This window comes from Nocardiopsis sp. CC223A (genome assembly GCF_030766825.1).
In the GTDB taxonomy this organism is placed as follows: domain Bacteria; phylum Actinomycetota; class Actinomycetes; order Streptosporangiales; family Streptosporangiaceae; genus Nocardiopsis.
On sequence record NZ_JASFDV010000003.1, the window covers coordinates 71332 to 87556 of the forward strand.

The 16225-nt window shown below is 74.7% G+C and carries 11 protein-coding genes; 5 read left to right on the forward strand and 6 right to left on the reverse strand.

Features of this window, described 5'->3' with window-relative positions; translation table 11 throughout:
* Positions 1 to 45: 45 nt before the first annotated feature.
* Together QJS33_RS02125 and QJS33_RS02130 are read left to right on the forward strand one after the other, a co-directional pair.
* Positions 46 to 669 (forward strand): hypothetical protein, encoded by a 624-nt coding sequence (locus tag QJS33_RS02125; protein ID WP_306366120.1) that lies wholly within the window; start codon positions 46 to 48, stop codon positions 667 to 669.
* 151 nt (positions 670 to 820) lie between these two features.
* Positions 821 to 2866 (forward strand): hypothetical protein, encoded by a 2046-nt coding sequence (locus QJS33_RS02130; RefSeq protein WP_306366121.1) that lies wholly within the window; start codon positions 821 to 823, stop codon positions 2864 to 2866.
* A gap of 104 nt (positions 2867 to 2970) precedes the next feature.
* On the opposite strand, the gene QJS33_RS02135 is transcribed toward QJS33_RS02130, so the two are convergent.
* Positions 2971 to 3921 carry a hypothetical protein gene (locus tag QJS33_RS02135; RefSeq protein ID WP_306366122.1) on the reverse strand — a complete coding sequence of 317 codons (951 nt, stop codon included), beginning with the start codon at positions 3919 to 3921 and terminating at the stop codon, positions 2971 to 2973.
* A gap of 188 nt (positions 3922 to 4109) precedes the next feature.
* Between QJS33_RS02135 and QJS33_RS02140 the strand changes: the two genes are divergently transcribed.
* Entirely contained in the window at positions 4110 to 4706 is a 597-nt protein-coding gene (locus QJS33_RS02140) for a histidine phosphatase family protein (protein ID WP_306366123.1), read from the forward strand.
* A 622-nt stretch (positions 4707 to 5328) separates the two neighbouring features.
* Here the strand turns inward: QJS33_RS02140 and QJS33_RS02145 are convergent.
* Together QJS33_RS02145 and QJS33_RS02150 are read right to left on the reverse strand one after the other, a co-directional pair.
* The gene (locus tag QJS33_RS02145) at positions 5329 to 6474 is read right to left on the reverse strand and encodes a hypothetical protein (protein ID WP_306366124.1); all 1146 of its coding nucleotides are present in this window, start codon (positions 6472 to 6474) and stop codon (positions 5329 to 5331) included.
* Between the two features lie 155 nt (positions 6475 to 6629).
* A complete protein-coding gene (locus tag QJS33_RS02150) occupies positions 6630 to 8408 on the reverse strand; it encodes a hypothetical protein (protein WP_306366125.1) in 1779 nt (592 codons plus the stop codon).
* A 332-nt stretch (positions 8409 to 8740) separates the two neighbouring features.
* On the opposite strand from QJS33_RS02150, the gene QJS33_RS02155 reads away from it, so the two are divergent.
* Positions 8741 to 9196: a GNAT family N-acetyltransferase gene (locus QJS33_RS02155; RefSeq protein ID WP_306366187.1), complete on the forward strand. Its 456-nt coding sequence runs from the start codon at positions 8741 to 8743 to the stop codon at positions 9194 to 9196.
* Positions 9197 to 9244: 48 nt separating this feature from the next.
* Here QJS33_RS02155 and QJS33_RS02160 read toward each other — a convergent pair whose 3' ends face one another.
* Both QJS33_RS02160 and QJS33_RS02165 read right to left on the reverse strand, forming a co-directional pair.
* Positions 9245 to 10834: a hypothetical protein gene (locus QJS33_RS02160; protein ID WP_306366126.1), complete on the reverse strand. Its 1590-nt coding sequence runs from the start codon at positions 10832 to 10834 to the stop codon at positions 9245 to 9247.
* An 82-nt stretch (positions 10835 to 10916) separates the two neighbouring features.
* A complete protein-coding gene (locus tag QJS33_RS02165; RefSeq protein WP_306366127.1) occupies positions 10917 to 12086 on the reverse strand; it encodes a CapA family protein in 1170 nt (389 codons plus the stop codon).
* Between the two features lie 279 nt (positions 12087 to 12365).
* Here QJS33_RS02165 and QJS33_RS02170 point away from each other — a divergent pair, with 279 nt between their 5' ends.
* Positions 12366 to 13589: an FxsB family cyclophane-forming radical SAM/SPASM peptide maturase gene (locus QJS33_RS02170; protein ID WP_306366128.1), complete on the forward strand. Its 1224-nt coding sequence runs from the start codon at positions 12366 to 12368 to the stop codon at positions 13587 to 13589.
* Positions 13590 to 13680: 91 nt separating this feature from the next.
* On the opposite strand, the gene fxsT is transcribed toward QJS33_RS02170, so the two are convergent.
* Positions 13681 to 16221, reverse strand: coding sequence for an FxSxx-COOH system tetratricopeptide repeat protein (fxsT, locus tag QJS33_RS02175; RefSeq protein ID WP_306366129.1), 2541 nt, complete (start codon positions 16219 to 16221; stop codon positions 13681 to 13683).
* Between the last annotated feature and the right edge of the window lie 4 nt (positions 16222 to 16225).

Sequence of the window (16225 nt, forward strand, 5' to 3'; positions counted from 1 at the left end):
ACGAACACCCCACACGGCGGCCCCGCGCGGTCTAGCTTCGTTTCCATGGCCGATGACACGATCGGGGCGTCCTACCCCGCAACGGTCCCCGCAGCCCTGGCGGAGACCCTGGAGAAACTCGATCTGCGTGAGGGGCTGCTCCGGGAGTTGCAGTGCTACCCGGAGGAGGCCGGCACCATCCTGGTGGAGACCGCCGAGCACCTGCTGCACGAGGGCGAGCGCGAGCAGGGGCTGCGGCTGCTGGAGGCCCTGCGCGACCATCCGCCCACCCCCGAGGACGCCCAGTACGCCCTCATCGAGATCGCCCGCGACCTGCGCGACCAGGGACGGGCGACGGAATCGGAGCGGATGGTGGAGGACCTGCTGCGGACCGGGGGGCTACAGCCGGGCCCGGCCGGGCTGCTGGCCGACCTGTTCGAGGGCGACGGGGACCCGGTCCGGGCGCTGCACTGCTACAACGTCGCCGCCCGGGAGCTGCTGGCCCATCCGGGCGAGTCCCTGGCGGGGGCGAGCGTGTACGACATCGGTCCCCTGGTGGGGCGGGCCCGGTTGCGCGGCGAGGCCGGGCTGGAGCCGGACGGCCACGACCTGGTGGCGCTGGAGGCGGCCGGACGGTTCTGGAGCGAGCGCCAGGGGGAGGCGTGGCCGCCCCCCGGCGCCGGGGCCTGACCGCGCCGCCTCCTGTCCGGGGTCCCGGTCCCGGCCGGTGCCGGGCGGCCGGACGATTCCCCGGCACCGCCCCACGGCGTCCGCCCGTGGCCTACGATGCTGTCCTTGAGGGTGCGTGCGGGTGCCCGGAGGTTGCTCGTTGGAGGGGTCCGTGGCCGTCGCGCCGGGTTCGGGTGAGGGGCTCGTCCGCGTCGTCCCCGGCTCGCCGCTGGACGCCGCGCTGCCGGTGGAGGGCGGGCGGGGCCGGCTGGCGGTGCGCGACGGCGTCGAGGGTGTCCTGCACTGCGCGCTGGTGATGGAGGACGTGCGGCTCACCGCCTCCGAACGCGTCGGCCTGGGCTGGCTGCTGCGCGAGCACCAGGAGTTCACGGCCTCCTCCTTCGTGCCCGGGGACGGTACCGGGTTCGCGGAGCTGTGCGCCGGGCTGCGCGAGGGCGGCCCCGGCTGCGGGGTGGTCCTGGGCCTGCCGGGTGAGGGCCGCACCGCCACCGCGGTGGCCGCCCTGTCCCGGGCCGGGCTGGTGGTGCGGCCGCTGCCGGTCGACATCGACGAGGACGACCCCTTCCAGGGGGTGTGGCCGGAGGAGGGGCGCGGCTACCTGGTGGACGTGTCCGGGGCCGGCCCGCTGCCGGACGTGTTCCTGCGCGCGCTGGGGGGCTTCGCCGGGGTCGCCGCCCACGGCGGTGCGGCGCTGGTGGTGATCGCCGAACCCGGGCAGTGGGACCTCGCCCCCATCCCGGGTGCCGTGCACCTGCGGGCCCGGCCGCCCGAACGCCGGGAGGTGCTGGCCGCGCACCTGGGGCGCCTGCTGGGCGATCGCCACCGGGCGGCGCGCTGGGCGCGCGAGCTCGACGGGTGCGGGATGCTGCGCGGCGCGACCCCGGGGGAGGCGGCCGCCCTGGCCCGGAGCGCACACGCGGTGCTCACCGGCCGCGAGCGCGGGGCGGGCGAACGGGAGCAGGTCGCCCTGATCCGGGAGCGGCACCGGGGCGGCGGAGAGGTCGCCGCCTGGTTCGCCGGCACCACCGGGCCCGACGGGGTGTGGAACCGGGTGGTGGTCGCGGCGCTGGCCGTCCTGGAGGGGGAACCGGTCGAGGCCGCCCTGGCGGGCGCCCGCGGCCTGGCCGAGGAACTGGGGGTGGCGCCCCGTGAGACCGACGGCATCGCCGGGATCGGTGTCGGCCCCACCCTGGAGCGGGTGGGGGCGCGGCGCACCGCCGCCGGGGAGGTGCTCTTCGAGCGGGAGGACCGCGCCGACAGGGTGTTGGAGCACCTGTGGGCCGAGCATCCGGGTGTGCGGTCGGCCCTGGTGCGGTGGGCGGCCGCCGAGGCGGTGCGCCGCGGCGGGGAGACCGCGCACCGGATCGGGGCCCGGCTGTTCTCGCTGTTCGACCGGTGCTGCGCCCCGGCCGCGCTGGTGGGCCTGTTCGACGCCTGGGTGGGGGAGCCGGACCTGGTGGACGCGGTGGTGGCGCTGTCCTCGGCGGCGCTGGTGCACCCCCGGTTCGCGCGGGCGCTGCGCGAGCGCCTGTACGAGGAGGCCCGTGCGCCCGCGTCGGTGGTGACGGCCCGGGTGGTGGCGCGGGTGTGCGCCGAATACGGCAAGGCCGACCCGGTGGGCGCGCTGACCCGGCTGAAGTGGCTGGTGGAGGTGGACGAGGACGCGGAGGCGGCGCTGCGGGATCTGGCCCGCCACGAGGGCCTGCACCCGGCGCTGGTGCGGGCGGCGTTGGAGTGGATCGGCGGGGCGCTGCCCTGGAACACCCAGGCGACCTCGCCGGTGCGGGCCGACGCCGGGGTGCGCCTGTTGGAGGGCCTGGCGGCGGCCGAGGCCGACGGGGTGCCGGTGCTGCTGGCCCGGCACCTGCGCGAACCCGGGGAGGAGGGGGAGCGGCTGCTGGGTTCGGCCTGGTACGCGCTGCTGGAGTTCGGGGCGCACGAGCGGGTGCGCGGTGCCCTGCGGCCGTGGCTGCGGGCGGCGCTGGCCGACGACGCCGCGTTCGACGAGGTGGTGTACACACTGGGGTGCGCGGTGGCCGGGCTGCCCGGCGCCGATCCGGACGCGGTGGCCCGCCGGTCGGCGCGTCTGGACCGGGCGCTGGCCGAGGCGTGCGCCCGGGAGGGGCTGGAACCGGGCGAGGGGGAGCGGCTGCGGGAGGCCCTGGGGCCGGACCCGGTCCGGGACCGCACCGCCTGAGGGGTCCGCCGGGTCGGGGGGTCCGGTGCCGTGGCCGTCGGCGGGTGGGCACCGCCACCGCCGGAACCGCTGATGCCCCGCACCCCGGTGACGGTCCGGTCTGCTCAGTCGGGCAGCAGGGCTCCGGCGGCGGGCGGGGTCGGGTCGGCCCACGGCAGCGGGGCCTCGGCGGCGACCTCGCGCATGCGCCGGTAGGCCGCGTCGTCGGAGGGGCGCGGCGCCCCGTCCTCGGCCAGCAGGTGGGTCAGCGGCGGAGCCGTCCCGCCGCCGTCCAGGACCACCGTCTTCTGCCGGGCCCCGTCGCGCAGGGTCAGCCGCACCTCGGTGACGTTGTCCGCGCTGCGCAGGTGGAACAGCCCCGCCAGGTCCACCCGGCGGGCCAGGATCTGCTCGGTCAGCGGGGCGGGCAGGTGGCGCTGCCCCGGCGGCGGGGTCAGGACGTGCCGGAAGGTCCCCATCGGCCGGGGGTCCTCCAGGTTGAACAGGTCGGCGCCGCGGGTGACCTCCACGACCTCCACCTTCACGGCGTGGGCGCTCTCCAGGAACCTGCGGTAGGCGGCCGAGTCCGACAGCGGGGCGCAGCGCAGCGACAGGCGCCCGCCCAGCCGGGCGTCCACGCACCGCTTGAGGTGGTCCAGCAGGATGGTCCCGGCGCCGCGGCCCTGGTGGCGTTCGGTCATCGCCAGGGCGTGCGCGCCGCCCCGGGGCACCACCAGCAGGGCGCGCAGGTGGGTGGTGGCGGCCTCCTGCGCTCCGTAGTGGTAGGGGTCCCGGTCCTCGTCGACGCTGCGGATGGTGCCCGGGGTGCCGAACCTGCCGTAGTCCAACCGGATCTCGATCTCGCGGTCGCCGGTCCGGCGGTGGGTGCCCACCGACAGGTGGGAGCGGCGCTCGGGGTCGGTCACCGGGCTCTCCTGTAGTTCGTCCACGGCGCCGTGGAGGAGGTCGAGCAGGTCGGTTCCCTCGTCGTCGAGGCGGTCCACCGGAGGGTGGTCGTCCGGGCGGCCGGGCGGGGCCGCCCACAGCCGGTAGGCGGCGAAACCGTGTGTGGCCACGCGTGTCCGTTCGGGTCGTCGGTCCGGGTCGGGTGCGCCGCCCCGGGCGGGTGGCGCGAAAGACCAGGGTAACGGGGTGTGGGCGGCGGTGCGCGGTGCGCCGGGCGCACCGCTGGGGCGCGGGATCGGGCGGTGTTCGCACCGGGTGGGCGGAGTGCCGCGGGCGGGGGCGGGGCACAACACCGACCATGGGCGCATTGGTACTGGTCAGGCACGGGCAGACCGAGTGGAGCAAGGGACGGCGGCACACCGGCCGTACGGACGTCCCGTTGACGGGGGAGGGGGAGCGGCAGGCCGCGGAGCTGCGGCCGCTGCTCGCCGGGCGCGGGATCGGGCGGGTGATCACCAGCCCGCTGAGCCGGGCGGCGCGCACCGCGGAACTCGCCGGTCTCACCGTGACGCGGACCGACCCCGACCTACAGGAGTGGGACTACGGCGGGTACGAGGGGGTGACCACCGCGGAGATCCGTCGAGAGCGGCCCGGCTGGGACCTGTGGCGTGACGGGGTGATCCCGGGCGACGGTGACCATCCCGGCGAGAAGGTGGAGGAGGTGGCGGCGCGGGTCGACCGGGTGCTGGCGCCGCTGGCCGCGGAGGTGGGGGAGCCGGGGGCGGCGGACACGGTGCTGGTGGCGCACGGGCACGTGCTGCGGGTGCTCACGGCGCGGTGGCTGGGGCTGGACGGCCGGGCGGGGGCGCTGTTCTCGCTGGGGACCGGGGCGGTGTGCACGCTGGACCGGGAGCACGACCGGCCGGTGGTCTCCTCCTGGAACCTGGTGCCGTGACGGCCCGGGGCCGGGGATCGGGGACGTGCGGAGAGGGTGCGCCCGGGGACCGGAGCGGGGGAGGGACGGATCTCCCACCGACGGTCAGGACCGGACGGACTGGGCGCCCGGGGTGGCCGGTGGCCTGGCGCCGCATTCCCCGGTGAAGGGGTGGTCCTGTCAGGGGTGAGCAGGGGAAACTCGGGGCTCGACGGACCGGAATCGACGCCCGCCCTCGTGGCGGGGTCGGTCGTTTCTTTTGACGTGAGGTCTATGCCACCGGTTCCTCAGGGGCCACATGAGGCCACTGTGGAACCTTTTGCCTCAACCCGTGCGAGACGGGGACGGCCGGGTCCCCACATGAACAGGGGACATGGAGAAGACCCGACCGCCGGTGCCCCTTCTCCAGATGAGAGGGACGGTATCCGCCGGAGGTTCCTCACCGGTCCGGCGGACGATCCAAGGGTGCGCAGCGGCAGCGGCCGGGCGCGCCGCGTGCACCGTCGGTGGCAGGGTCTTCCATGAACGGGGGACACGGAGGACCCCGCCACCTCGGACCGCCCTCCGCGCGGGGGCTGCCGGAGGGCGGTCCGACGGTGGCGGCGGCACCGGAGGTGCGGGGCGCCGCCGCTCGGGGAAAGGTCTACGCGGCGTTCTCGCGATCGAGTGCCGCACCCGGTCTGAGGCCGAAGGGCACCCCGAACCCGGTGAGCCAGCCCTCGCGCTCCAGGCGTCCGAAGATCTCCTGGGTGACGTCGTGGTCGGGGGCGGACCGGGGCGGCCAGCCGAAGTGCCCGGCCACCGTCGACCAGCTCGGGCCGTGCCCGTGGTCGGAGCGGTATCCGCCCACCCAGTGGGCGACCTCGGCCGCCCGCCCGCCCAGGAGTTCGTCGGCGCGCTCGGCCACCGGGGCGTCCAGCGGTGTCGTCGCCGGGGAGGTCCGGGGCGGGGTCGGCGGGGGCGGGGCCAGGGGCGCCAGCCAGGCGGTGGTCTCGCCCAGTTCCGCCTCGATGACCGCGCCGTCGTCGCGGACCGACACGATCCACTCGATGCGCTCCAGCCACTCCAGCAGCTCGGTGAGCTCGTCGGGGCCCGACAGCGCACACGCCACGGTGACCTCCACCCGGGGGACCCGGATGCGGCCGCCGGGCAGGGCGCGCGACGCCAGGTAGGCGCCGGTCAGCCGGAGCCGGTTGGGCTTCTTGCGCATCTTCTTGTGCCCCATCGCCCGGCCCACCCAGCCCGAGGCGCGCGAACGCACCCCCTGGCCGATGTTCCAGGGGTTGCCCTGTAGGTCGGGCAGGTCGCACAGCGCCGGGTCGGAGGGGTGGGACTCGATCACCCGCTCGGGGGTGGTGACCAGCCAGCCCGAGGCGATCAGGTCGCTGAGCGAGGCGTGCGGATCCTCCAGGCGCAGGATCCGCATGTCCTGGCCGAGCAGGTAGACCGCGCCGCGGATCGCTCCCCGCAGGGCGCAGACCAAGGCGAGGTAACGGCTGTCGGGGTCGCTGCCCACCTGCTTGGCGGCGACGTAGGTCCACACCTCCCTCAGGAACTCCATCTTGTGCAGGGTGATGGGCAGGTCCCGGTTGGGGTGCGGGGTCGGCGGGGGCGGCCCCTCCCGGCGCTTGGGCGGCTTGGGCGGCCACCCCGGCGGGTTGATCACACCGTCCTCGTGGCAGCGGACGCATTCCATCGCCGCGGCCAGGTCCGGATTGGGCCTGTGGAACCGTGGTTGTTGGACCTGACCGGCGGGGGCCGTCCCCGGGGTCTCGTAGTGCTGCGTCATGGCAAGGAGACTAGCGGTATTCGTGGTGTCGGGGGCTGTTGTCGGCGGGAATCCCGGGTGCCACCCGTAATCCGAATAACCGTTCCGCCGGACCGGGGCGTCCGGTATAGGGCGCCGTGGGGGCGCCGGTCGTCGTGGTGGCGCGCGGGGCCGGGTCACGGGGACACGCCCTCCCCCTGCGGGCACCACCCCCGGTAGGGGCAGGTCCGGCAGGCCGGTCCGGGCACGGGAGCGTGTTCCCGGTCGCGGTGCCAGGGGGCGGCCAGGGCGTGAACGGTGCGCTCGGCGGCCGCCAGGGCCGATGGCGAGGCCGGGTCGATGACGTCGACGCGGGCGCCGTCGGGGGTGAGGACCTCCACCTCCACCGCCGGTTCGGGACCGGCGGAGATCACCCCGGAGGCGAACAACAGCACCCCCAGGGCGGCGCGCGGATCCTGTGCGAACAGTGCGGGTCCGGTCGCCTCGGGCGGACCCTCCTCCGAGATCAGGACACTGCGGTGGACCCAGGAGCCGCGCCGGTGGTGCAGGACGTCGGTGCGGTACACCACCAGCACGTCGGCCGCGGTGTCGTCGGCGGTCAGGGTGGGTCCGGAGCGCACGTGGTCGCCCGCGGGAAGGTCGCGCAGCGGGCACACGGGGATGTGCGCGGCGAGCACGGCGGCGGCCCGCCGGGCCCGCTCGCCGAACAGCCGCCGTCCGGCGCACGCCCATCGTGCGGGGTCCACCGGCAGGTCGGCGGGCTCGCAGGCCCGCCGTGGCAGCCGCTCGTGGGCCCGCTCCAACCAGGCCCGCACCGCCCCCGCCACGACCCCGTCCGCGCGCCCGCCCGGCGGCGGCTCCCCGCCGCCGTCCGTGCCGCCCGCCTCCGGACGCACACCTCCGGTGGTCTTCGCGGACACGCGTGCCCCCGGTGGTCCGGCGCCGGTCCCGGCCTGCCCGGATGCCGCCGGGGACACGGCCGCGCCGGCCGTACCGGTCGGGGCGGGGGGAAGGCCCAGGGTGCGGAAGTGGGCGCGGGCCGGGCAGAGGGCGTGTTCGCGGGCGATGGACGGGGACCAGGAACGGCGTTCCGGGGCCGGTCCCAGGCCCAGCAGTCCCGGGGCGCGGGGCAGTCGGCCGCAGCCGCTGCGGACACCGCAGGTCAGGCAGTCGGCGCCCGGGGCACGGGCGCCGCCGACCAGGGCGGAGCGCAGCCCCTCGCGGCCCCGGGCGGTGAACAGCGCCTCGGCGTCGGCGGCGGTGCCGTCGAACCGGACCTGCGTGGCGCCGTCCAGGCACGACACGCGGATCACCCGCACCCGCTCGGGCGGGTCGTCGCGGCGGCGCATCGGATACGGGACACCGCCGTGGAAGCGCTCCGGGGCCGCGGCGTAGGCCGCCCGGTCGACCGCCGCCCCTGTGGCCAGCACGTACGCGGCGACCGCGACCCCCGCGTCGGCGGGCGCCCGGCGCAGCCGGCCCGGTACCGGCACCCACAGTTCGCGGGCCGTGCCGAGGGCATAGCAGCGGCCGGTGGCGCGCACCTCGTACGGGCGGCGGTGCCGGGATCCGCGTTCGGGCATGTACTGGCGGACCCGGAAGTCGGGGACAGGGGTGCGTCCCGCGGTCGCCGCCAGGTGGGTGCGGGCGGCGTGGTGCACCCACCGGCGCACCCCCTCGTGCACCGGCGGCACCCGCTCGCCCAGCACGGTGACCGGCGGCCGCCCCGGCGGGGGCGGATGGGCGCAGGCCCGCTCCAACGACCAGCCCCGGTGCTCGACCAGGTCCAGGACCGCGTGCAGGACGGCGACGGGCACCTCCCGCGGCCGGTGGCGGGCGGGGCCCAGGGCGAGGTCCGCCCGCACCCGGCGGTGCGCCGGGCAGCCGCCGCGGGGGAGGACGGCGGTGTCGCTGAGGAGGCGGACGACGGGAGGGTGACCGGTGTCGGTGGTCATGTGCGGCACCTTCCGGAGGGCTTTTCCGGAAATGGTGGCACGGGTTGCGGGATCGTGCCGGAGGCCTGTGGACAACCCTCCCGGTCGCCGCCGCCGCGGGTCCCGCGCGGCACGGCCGCGAACGCGTTCCGTGACGGTCGCTCTCCCGTGCCGGGTGCGGATACCCCGTCCGAAGGGGGGACACGTGTGATCCGGGCAGGGGATGAACCCACGTAAAAAGTCACTCACGGTGACGTTTTCGGCGTCTTGGGAGGCGCGGCGGACCCACACCCCTGCCCCTCCGATCATGTTGAATGACGACCATGATCGTGCGTCGAGTACTTCCCGATGAGATGAGCGCCGTCAGCGAGCTGCGGGTGATCGCCTATACGGCCGACGGACTGTTGGATGTCAACCCGGTCTACGTCGATACGCTGCGGCTGCTGGGCGCCGACGGTGAGGGCGAGGTCCTGGTCGCCGAGGACGGCGGTCGCCTGCTGGGGACGATCATGTTCGAGCCCTGGTCCCCGCGCAGCGAGATCGCCCGGGGCGCGGACGAGGCGGAGATACGCGCGTTCGCGGTCGCCCCCCAGGCCCGGGGCCGGGGTGTGGGCCGTGCCCTGGTCAACGCGCTGGTGGAGCGGGCCCGTGAGGAGGGGGTCTCCCGGCTGCTGCTGTCCACCCAGCCGCAGATGCTCTCGGCCCAGTACGTCTACCGGGCCCGCGGGTTCGTCCGGGTGCCCGAACGCGACTGGTCGCCGTTGCCCGACGTCGAGCTGCTCACCTACGAACTGGTGATCAAGGACTGAGGCGGTCGGGGCCCGGGCACAGCGGCCCGGGCCGCTGCACCCGGCCGGTCAGTCGGCGCGCGCCCGGCGGGCCGCCCGGGCCAGGTCCAGCCCCAGCTCCCCGTCGGCCAGGCGGTCCAGGACGCCGTCGGCGGCCGGGTGCCCGGACGAGCGCACCGAACGGACGAAGCGGGAGGCGTGCGGGGCCAGCCGCTCCCGGTCGCCGGCGGGCAGGGGGAGCCCCGCCTCCGCGAGCGCGGCGTAGTCGTCCAGCAGAGCCCACGCGGTGACCGGGGAGGTCGGTGGTTCGGGGGGTCCCGGCCGCAGCCGCCGCACCCACCCGCCGAGCACCGGGTGGTTCAGGTGGGCGCGCAGGTCGGTCTCCGGGTCCGTGCCCCGCCCGGCCAGCAGCGCGAAGACCCGCCTGCGCCGGTGCCAGGCCCGGGGTTCGGTGCAGGCCTGGAGCAGTTCTCCGGTGACGGCGCCGATGTCGCGGTTTCGGGCCCACCGCTCCAACAGTCCGTCGGTGTCCACCGGGCGGCCCTCCTCCAGCAGGGCCAGCACCTCGCGGACGCCCATGTCGGCGATGGCGGGGGTCACCCGTACGGCGGCGCCCGCCCGTTGCAGCTGGCGCACCATGGCGTGGTCTCCCAGCCGGGCGATGCGGAACCGCCCGTCGGCGCGGTGCACCGCGCCGAGGTCGGCCAGCGCCTCCAGGGCCGCACTCACCTGCTCGGGGCCGGTCCCGCCCCGGTCGCGGTAGCCGGCGGCCACCTCGGCGGCGGTGCGCGCCCGGCCCGACAGGAACAGGTCGGTGAGCACCAGCAGCGCGGCGGTGCCGTGTTCCGCGGTCATCGCGGGCAGCGCGTCGGCCCAGGCGTCGGCGACCGCCCCGGGCACCCCCGAGGACCAGGCGTAGGCGGCGCGCCCGGTGAGCACCCGGGTGTAGGTGGTGCGCAGCAGGCGGGCGGCGCGGGCCACGGAGAACAGGTGGTCGATGTCGGCCGGTGACGTCTCCAGGTGCGCGGCGGCCGACAGCACGTCCTCGGCGCACAGCGCGTCGCGGCCCTCGGGGTCGGGGCGCAGCACCCTGCCCCGGTCGACCCACACGGTCAGGCGGGCGGCGTCGGCCAGGGTGCGGCAGCGGCGGGCGGCGTCGTCGAGGTCCCCTGGTTCGGCGGGGGTGACCGGGCGCGGTGGCGCCTCCTCGAAACGGTCCGCCAGCACCGGTGCGGCCGGCGGGACCGGTGCGGGTCCGGTGTCGCACCACGGGGCCAGGTCGACCTCCTCGACGGCGGCCCGCAGCCGCCGCGGGCTCTCGTCGGAGAGCAGACCGCCCTGGTCGACCAGGTGATCGCACCAGGCCAGCCAGGTCGAGCGCAGGATCTCGGCGCCCTCGTCCGGCCCGCCGGCGCCGTGCAGGCCGTCGAGGGGGTAGGCCCCGGCGCGCACCGCGCGCGCCACCTCCCGCACGTCGTCGACGGACCAGTCACCGGGGTCGGGCGCCCCGAGGTCCTGGTGGGCGGTGAGCAGCAGGGCCAGGGCGCCGGGATCCGGGGCGGGGCCGGCGTCGGTGTCCCCCGCCCAGTCGAGGCAGGCCCGCACCGCGGAGGCGACGCCCCGGGTCATCGCCCCCTCACCGAAAGTGGTGGTACTCACGGCTTCAGATTAGCCGTGCGCGGGACCTCCCGGTGCCGGGAACACCGAAAACGCACCGGTTCCGCGCACCGGGCCCGGCCCCTCAGCCGGCCACGGAGAACCCCGGGTCGGCGCTCACCCCCAGGCCGTCGACGTACCCGGTGATCCGCTCCACCGCCGCCCGGTACACCTCCCGTTCGTACTCGGTCGGGTCGGGCGAGGCCAGCTCGTCGGCCAGGTCCACCACGCGCAGCGGATCCAGGGCGATCCAGGTCGGCCGGATCTCCAACGCGGACGATTCCCACACCCCGGGTTCCACCTCGGTGAACTCCACCCGGGCCAGGACGCCTTCGCGGCGCGAGTCGATGGGCGGCGACGACTGCCCGGCGATCTGGTTGCCCAGCCCGTACACCACCCACTCGCCGCCGATCCGCTGCGCCGACTGCACCACGTGCGCGTGGTGGCCCAGGATCAGGTCGATGTCGGGGGAGGTGACCAGGTCGGACAGCCCCAGCTGGAGCTCGTCGGCCTGGTGCATGTACTCGGTGCCCCAGTGCATCGACAGCACCACGATCTGCGCGCCCTGCTCCCGGGCCAGCGCGGCCTCGGCGCGGATCGCCTCCTCGTCGATGAGGTCGGCCATCCACTCCTTGCCCTCCGGGGGCAGGAATCCGTTGAAGCCGTAGGTGTAGGACAGGTGCGCGACCGGTACCGGGTCGCCCCCGTCGGCGGGTTCCACCCGGTGGATCCGCGGATCCCGCGACTCCTCCTCGGTGCGGGCGCTGCCCGCCGCGCCCAGCCCGGCCGCCTCCAGGGCGTCCAGGGTGCGGACCACCCCGGCCTCGCCGTTGTCCAGGGTGTGGTTGGAGGCGGTCGAGCAGCCGTCGTAACCGGAGTCGGCGAGCCCCTGGGCGACCTGCGGGGGAGCACTGAACACGGGGTATCCGTCGAAGGGCCCCTCCTCCGGGGCCAGGGGCACCTCCAGGTGGCACAGGGCCAGGTCGGCGCCCTCCAGCGCGGGGGCGACGCCGGAGAAGAGGGGGGCGAAGTCGAACTCGCCGCCCCCGTCCCGCCGGGCCTGCTCCCAGACCGAGGGGTGCACCAGCACGTCGCCGCCGCCGATCACGCTCAGGGTGCGGGGGACGTGCGCCGAGGGGGAGGGGCTCGGTGGGGATCCGTCGGCGGTGTGTTCCGCCCGAGGGATGGCGCAGGCGGCCGGGGCCAGGGTCGCCGCGGTCAGCAGGGACATGATGCGCAGGCTGATCCGGGTCATCATCCCACGGTAGGAACGAAGGGGGTGATAGGGGTGGTCGGCGGTGTTATCGGTGGCAAAGGTATTAAGTATCTTTTAACGTGATGAAACCGTTCCAATAAAAGAGAAAGGCGAACGTTCTCCTTCCGCGCTCCCACCGGGGTGAGGTGTTCGCCGGTGCGGATCATCCGACGGCACCGTCCGAGAGCAAGGTTTGACCCCGCTCACATATGAGCACATAGGGAAGGGAATCGGTCCTGTTCCCCCTTTTCGTGTGCTTTTGCCTCAGGAGGACACCTCGTGGCCGACGACCTCGTCACGACAGCCCGTCCCCACCAGGAGGAATGGCCCGCCGGGCTGGACGTGCAGGACCTGCTCGCCCAGGGGTGGCGCCCCACACCCTTCCTCCAGTTCATCCTCAAGGTCCACAGCCGCTGCAACCTCGCCTGCGACTACTGCTACATGTACGAGATGGCCGACCAGGGATGGCGCCGTCAGCCGCGGCGGATGGCCCGGCCGATCGTCGACAAGGTCGCCGAACGCATCGCCGAGCACGCCCGCGCCCACGGCCGCTCCCGGGTGGACGTCATCCTCCACGGCGGCGAGCCCCTGCTGGCCGGGGCGGACCACCTCCGCTACGTCGCCGCGGCCCTGCACAAGACCTGTGACCCCGACGTGCACGTGTCCCTGCGTCTACAGACCAACGGCGTCCTCATCGACGACGCCTTCCTCGACCTGTTCGAGGAGGAGGGGATCCGCGTCGGCGTCAGCGTCGACGGTGCCGAGGCGGACCACGACCGCCACCGCCGCCGTGCCAACGGGCGCGGCACCCATGCCGAGGTCAGGGCCGGGCTGGAGCGCCTCAACGGTCGCCGCCTGCTCTCCGGGCTGCTCGCCACCATCGACCTGGAGTCCGACCCCGTCACCACCTACGAGGCACTGTTGGAGTTCGACCCGCCCGGTGTCGACCTCTTGCTGCCCCACGGCACCTGGGACGCGCCGCCCCCAGGGCTGACCGGGGAGGGCACCCCCTACGGCGACTGGCTGGTCGCCGTCTTCGACCGCTGGTACGGGGCACCCGTGCGGGAGACCGACATCCGCCTGTTCACCGAGATCATCCGACTCGTCCTGGGCTCCCACTCGCGGACGGAGACCATCGGCCTCTCCCCGGCCGCCATGGCGGTGGTCGAGACCGACGGGTCGATCGAACAGGTCGACACCCTCAAGGCCGTGGCGGAGGGGGCGGCCGCCACCCCCTTCCACACCCTCACCCACAGCTTCGCCGAGGCCCTGTACTCACCGGGCATCGTCGCCCGGCAGATCGGCCTGCGCGCTCTGAGCGGCACCTGCACGGCCTGCCCCCTGGTCCGCGTGTGCGGCGGCGGCCTGTACACACACCGCTACCGGAGCGGCACCGGGTTCCGTAACCCGTCCGTGTACTGCGCCGACCTGGCGCGCCTGATCACCCACGTCCACCGCACCGTGGCCGCCGACGTGGCCCGTGTCAGGGAGGAGGCGATCTGATCCGCCCCGTTCCCCCGGAGCCCGGTCCCCCCGAGCCGGGTCGTGCACCGGGACCGGCCGCGCGCCCCGGGACGCGCGGCCGGACCCGGGGTCAGATCGGGATGGGGTCGAAGTCGAAGTGCAGCCGCCGTCCGCTGAGGAAGGCCTGGGTGAACTGGTGCTCGCGCCCGTGGACCCGGACGAACAGCGGCTCGATCTGCTCGCGCAGCGCCTCGGCCTGCTCGGCCTCGTCCTCGGCCCGCAGGTCCAGGGAGAGGTTGGCGGCGCAGTTGAGGGCCAGCGGGTGCTCCTCGCCGAGCAGCGTGCGAAGCCGCCGCAGGGTGCCCCTTCCCAGCAGGGCCGCGTTCTTGGAGTCCCCGAGTTCGGCCAGGTCGCCGGCCAGGTTCAGGGCGACACCCAGGGAGAAGTGGTGGTCGCGGCCCAGTTTGGCCTCCAGGCCGGCCAGGGACTTCTCGTTGAGCTGCCGGGCGCGTTCGGGGTCTCCCAGCATCCTGTACAGGAGGGCGACGTTGCTGGTGCAGCCGTGGTTGTAGGGGTGGGCGGCACCGTAGACGCTGTCGTAGCGCCGGTCGGTGTCCTCGGCCAGTTGCAGGGCCTCGCTCAGCGCCCCGGACATGCGCCAGGTGTTGGCCAGGCACATCGCCGCGGCCAGCGTGTGCGGATGGTCCAGGTCGTACAGCCGCAGATGCCGGGAATGGCCGTCCTGGGCCAGGTCCAGGGCATGGTCCACGTCCCCCTGCAACCGCAGGGAGGTGGCCAGGTCGATCTGGACCCGGAGCGTGCGCGGGTGGTCGGCGCCGAGCTGATCGCGCCCGTAGGCCAGGGCGTCCTCTCCCAGGTCGCAGGCCTCGGTGTAGTTCCCCAGCAGGCGCATGACGATGGACAGGCCCGTGAGGTAGGCCAGCAGGATCGGTGACCCGGGCGTTCGCGTCTGCCGGTTGTGCAGCAGGTAGACGCGCTCGCTGAGTTCCCTGGCCTTCTCGAACTCGCTGGTGAGCGTGTAGTCGATGGACAGGTTGTGCATGGCGCGCAGGGTCGCGGGGTCGGTGGGCCCCAGGGCCTCCTGGTGGAGCTCCAGGGTCTGTTCGGCGTGGGTCCGCGCCTGGTGGAAGTCCCCTGCCGCCTGCATGTCGGCGCCCAGGCCCGAGAGCGCCATCAGGGTCAGGGGGTGGCTGCGCCCCAGGTTCTCCTCCGCCCGCCCCAGCAGTGACCTGTTCAGGTCGTAGGCCTCCTGGTACCGGCCCGACTCGCGCAGCCGGTTGCCGTACTTGATCTGGGCCTCCAGCACCTCCGGGATGTTCGGGCCGGAGTCCGCCGTCCAGCGGTCGATGAAGCCGCTCGCGTAGCGTTCGACCATCGAGTAGTTCCCCGAGGCGTACAGGAAGTCCAGGACGCCCAGGGCGAACTGGCGGACGTCGCGGAAGTCGCTCTCGGCGACGCCCGAAGGGTTCAGGTGCGGGATGAGGTCGAGATAACGCGCACGGGAGTTCGGGTCGACCAGGTTGGGCGGAGCGGCCGCCGCCAGCAGGACCCAGACCTCCTCGCGGATGGGACGCCGCTGCTCCTCGCTCAGCTCCGCGCGCACCAGCGCCTGGATCAGCCGGTGCACCTGGATGGTGCGGTTGGCGTTGTCCAGCCGGATCAGGGCGTAGCGGGCCAGGTGGCCGATGGCGCGGCTCAGCCGGATGGGGTTGTTCAGCAGCTCCGCCATCACCGGGCGGACCCGCTCGTCCTCCGTCGGGAAGAAGATGTCCCGGGGGATGGGGTCGGGGCCGAAGAACGAGCAGCTCCGGAGCAGCTCCGTGGCCTCGGGCAGGTTCTCCTGGAGCTTGCTCACCGACAACTGCCAGGCGGCGGTCATGGGCGCCGGGTACTCGGACGGCTTGCCCTCGCGCAGCAGGGAGGCGGGCTGGTCGGCGAGCAGCCTCAGGTACTCGGCGTTGGACATGCCCGTTTCCGCGCGCAGGGCGCCGGCCTGTTCCAGGGCCAGGGGGAGGTGCCCCAGCGCCTCCGAGAGCTCCTCGGCCTCCTTGCGGGTGATGCCGCGCGGGATGCGCTTCTTGAGGAACTCCACGCTCTCGGTCTCGGGGAAGACGTCGACGGAGACGGTCTCGGCGATCGCCTCCCAGCGGTGGTTGCGGGAGGTGATGAGCACGTGCCCGCTCTCCCCGCCCTCGGGGATGACGTTGTGCAGGTCCTCGGGTTCGTCGGCGTTGTCGTAGATCAGGAGCCACCTGCGGTGCGGCTCCCCCCGGCGGAGCGCGTCCAGGACGTTCTCGGAGGCCTCCTCGATGCCGGAGGAGTTCGCTCCGGGCAGGCCCAGGTAGGGGGCCAGGTGCGCGAGGGATGAGCGCACCAGACCCGGCTGGTCGGCGTTGATCCACCACACCACGTCGTATTCGTGCCGGTAGAGGTGGGCGTACTCCACCGCCATGAGGGTCTTGCCGACACCGCCGTAGCCGTGGAGCGCGTGCGGGACCACGGCGGTGATCTGGTTCATCAGCCCCGCCCTGAGCTGTTCGAGCTGCCGGGTGCGTCCGGTGAAGTTCTTGCTGCGTGATGGCACCCCGCCCCAGACCTCGGGAAGGCGTTCGGAGGTCCGGTTGCTCTTCGGCCTGTGCACATCTGTCACTCGG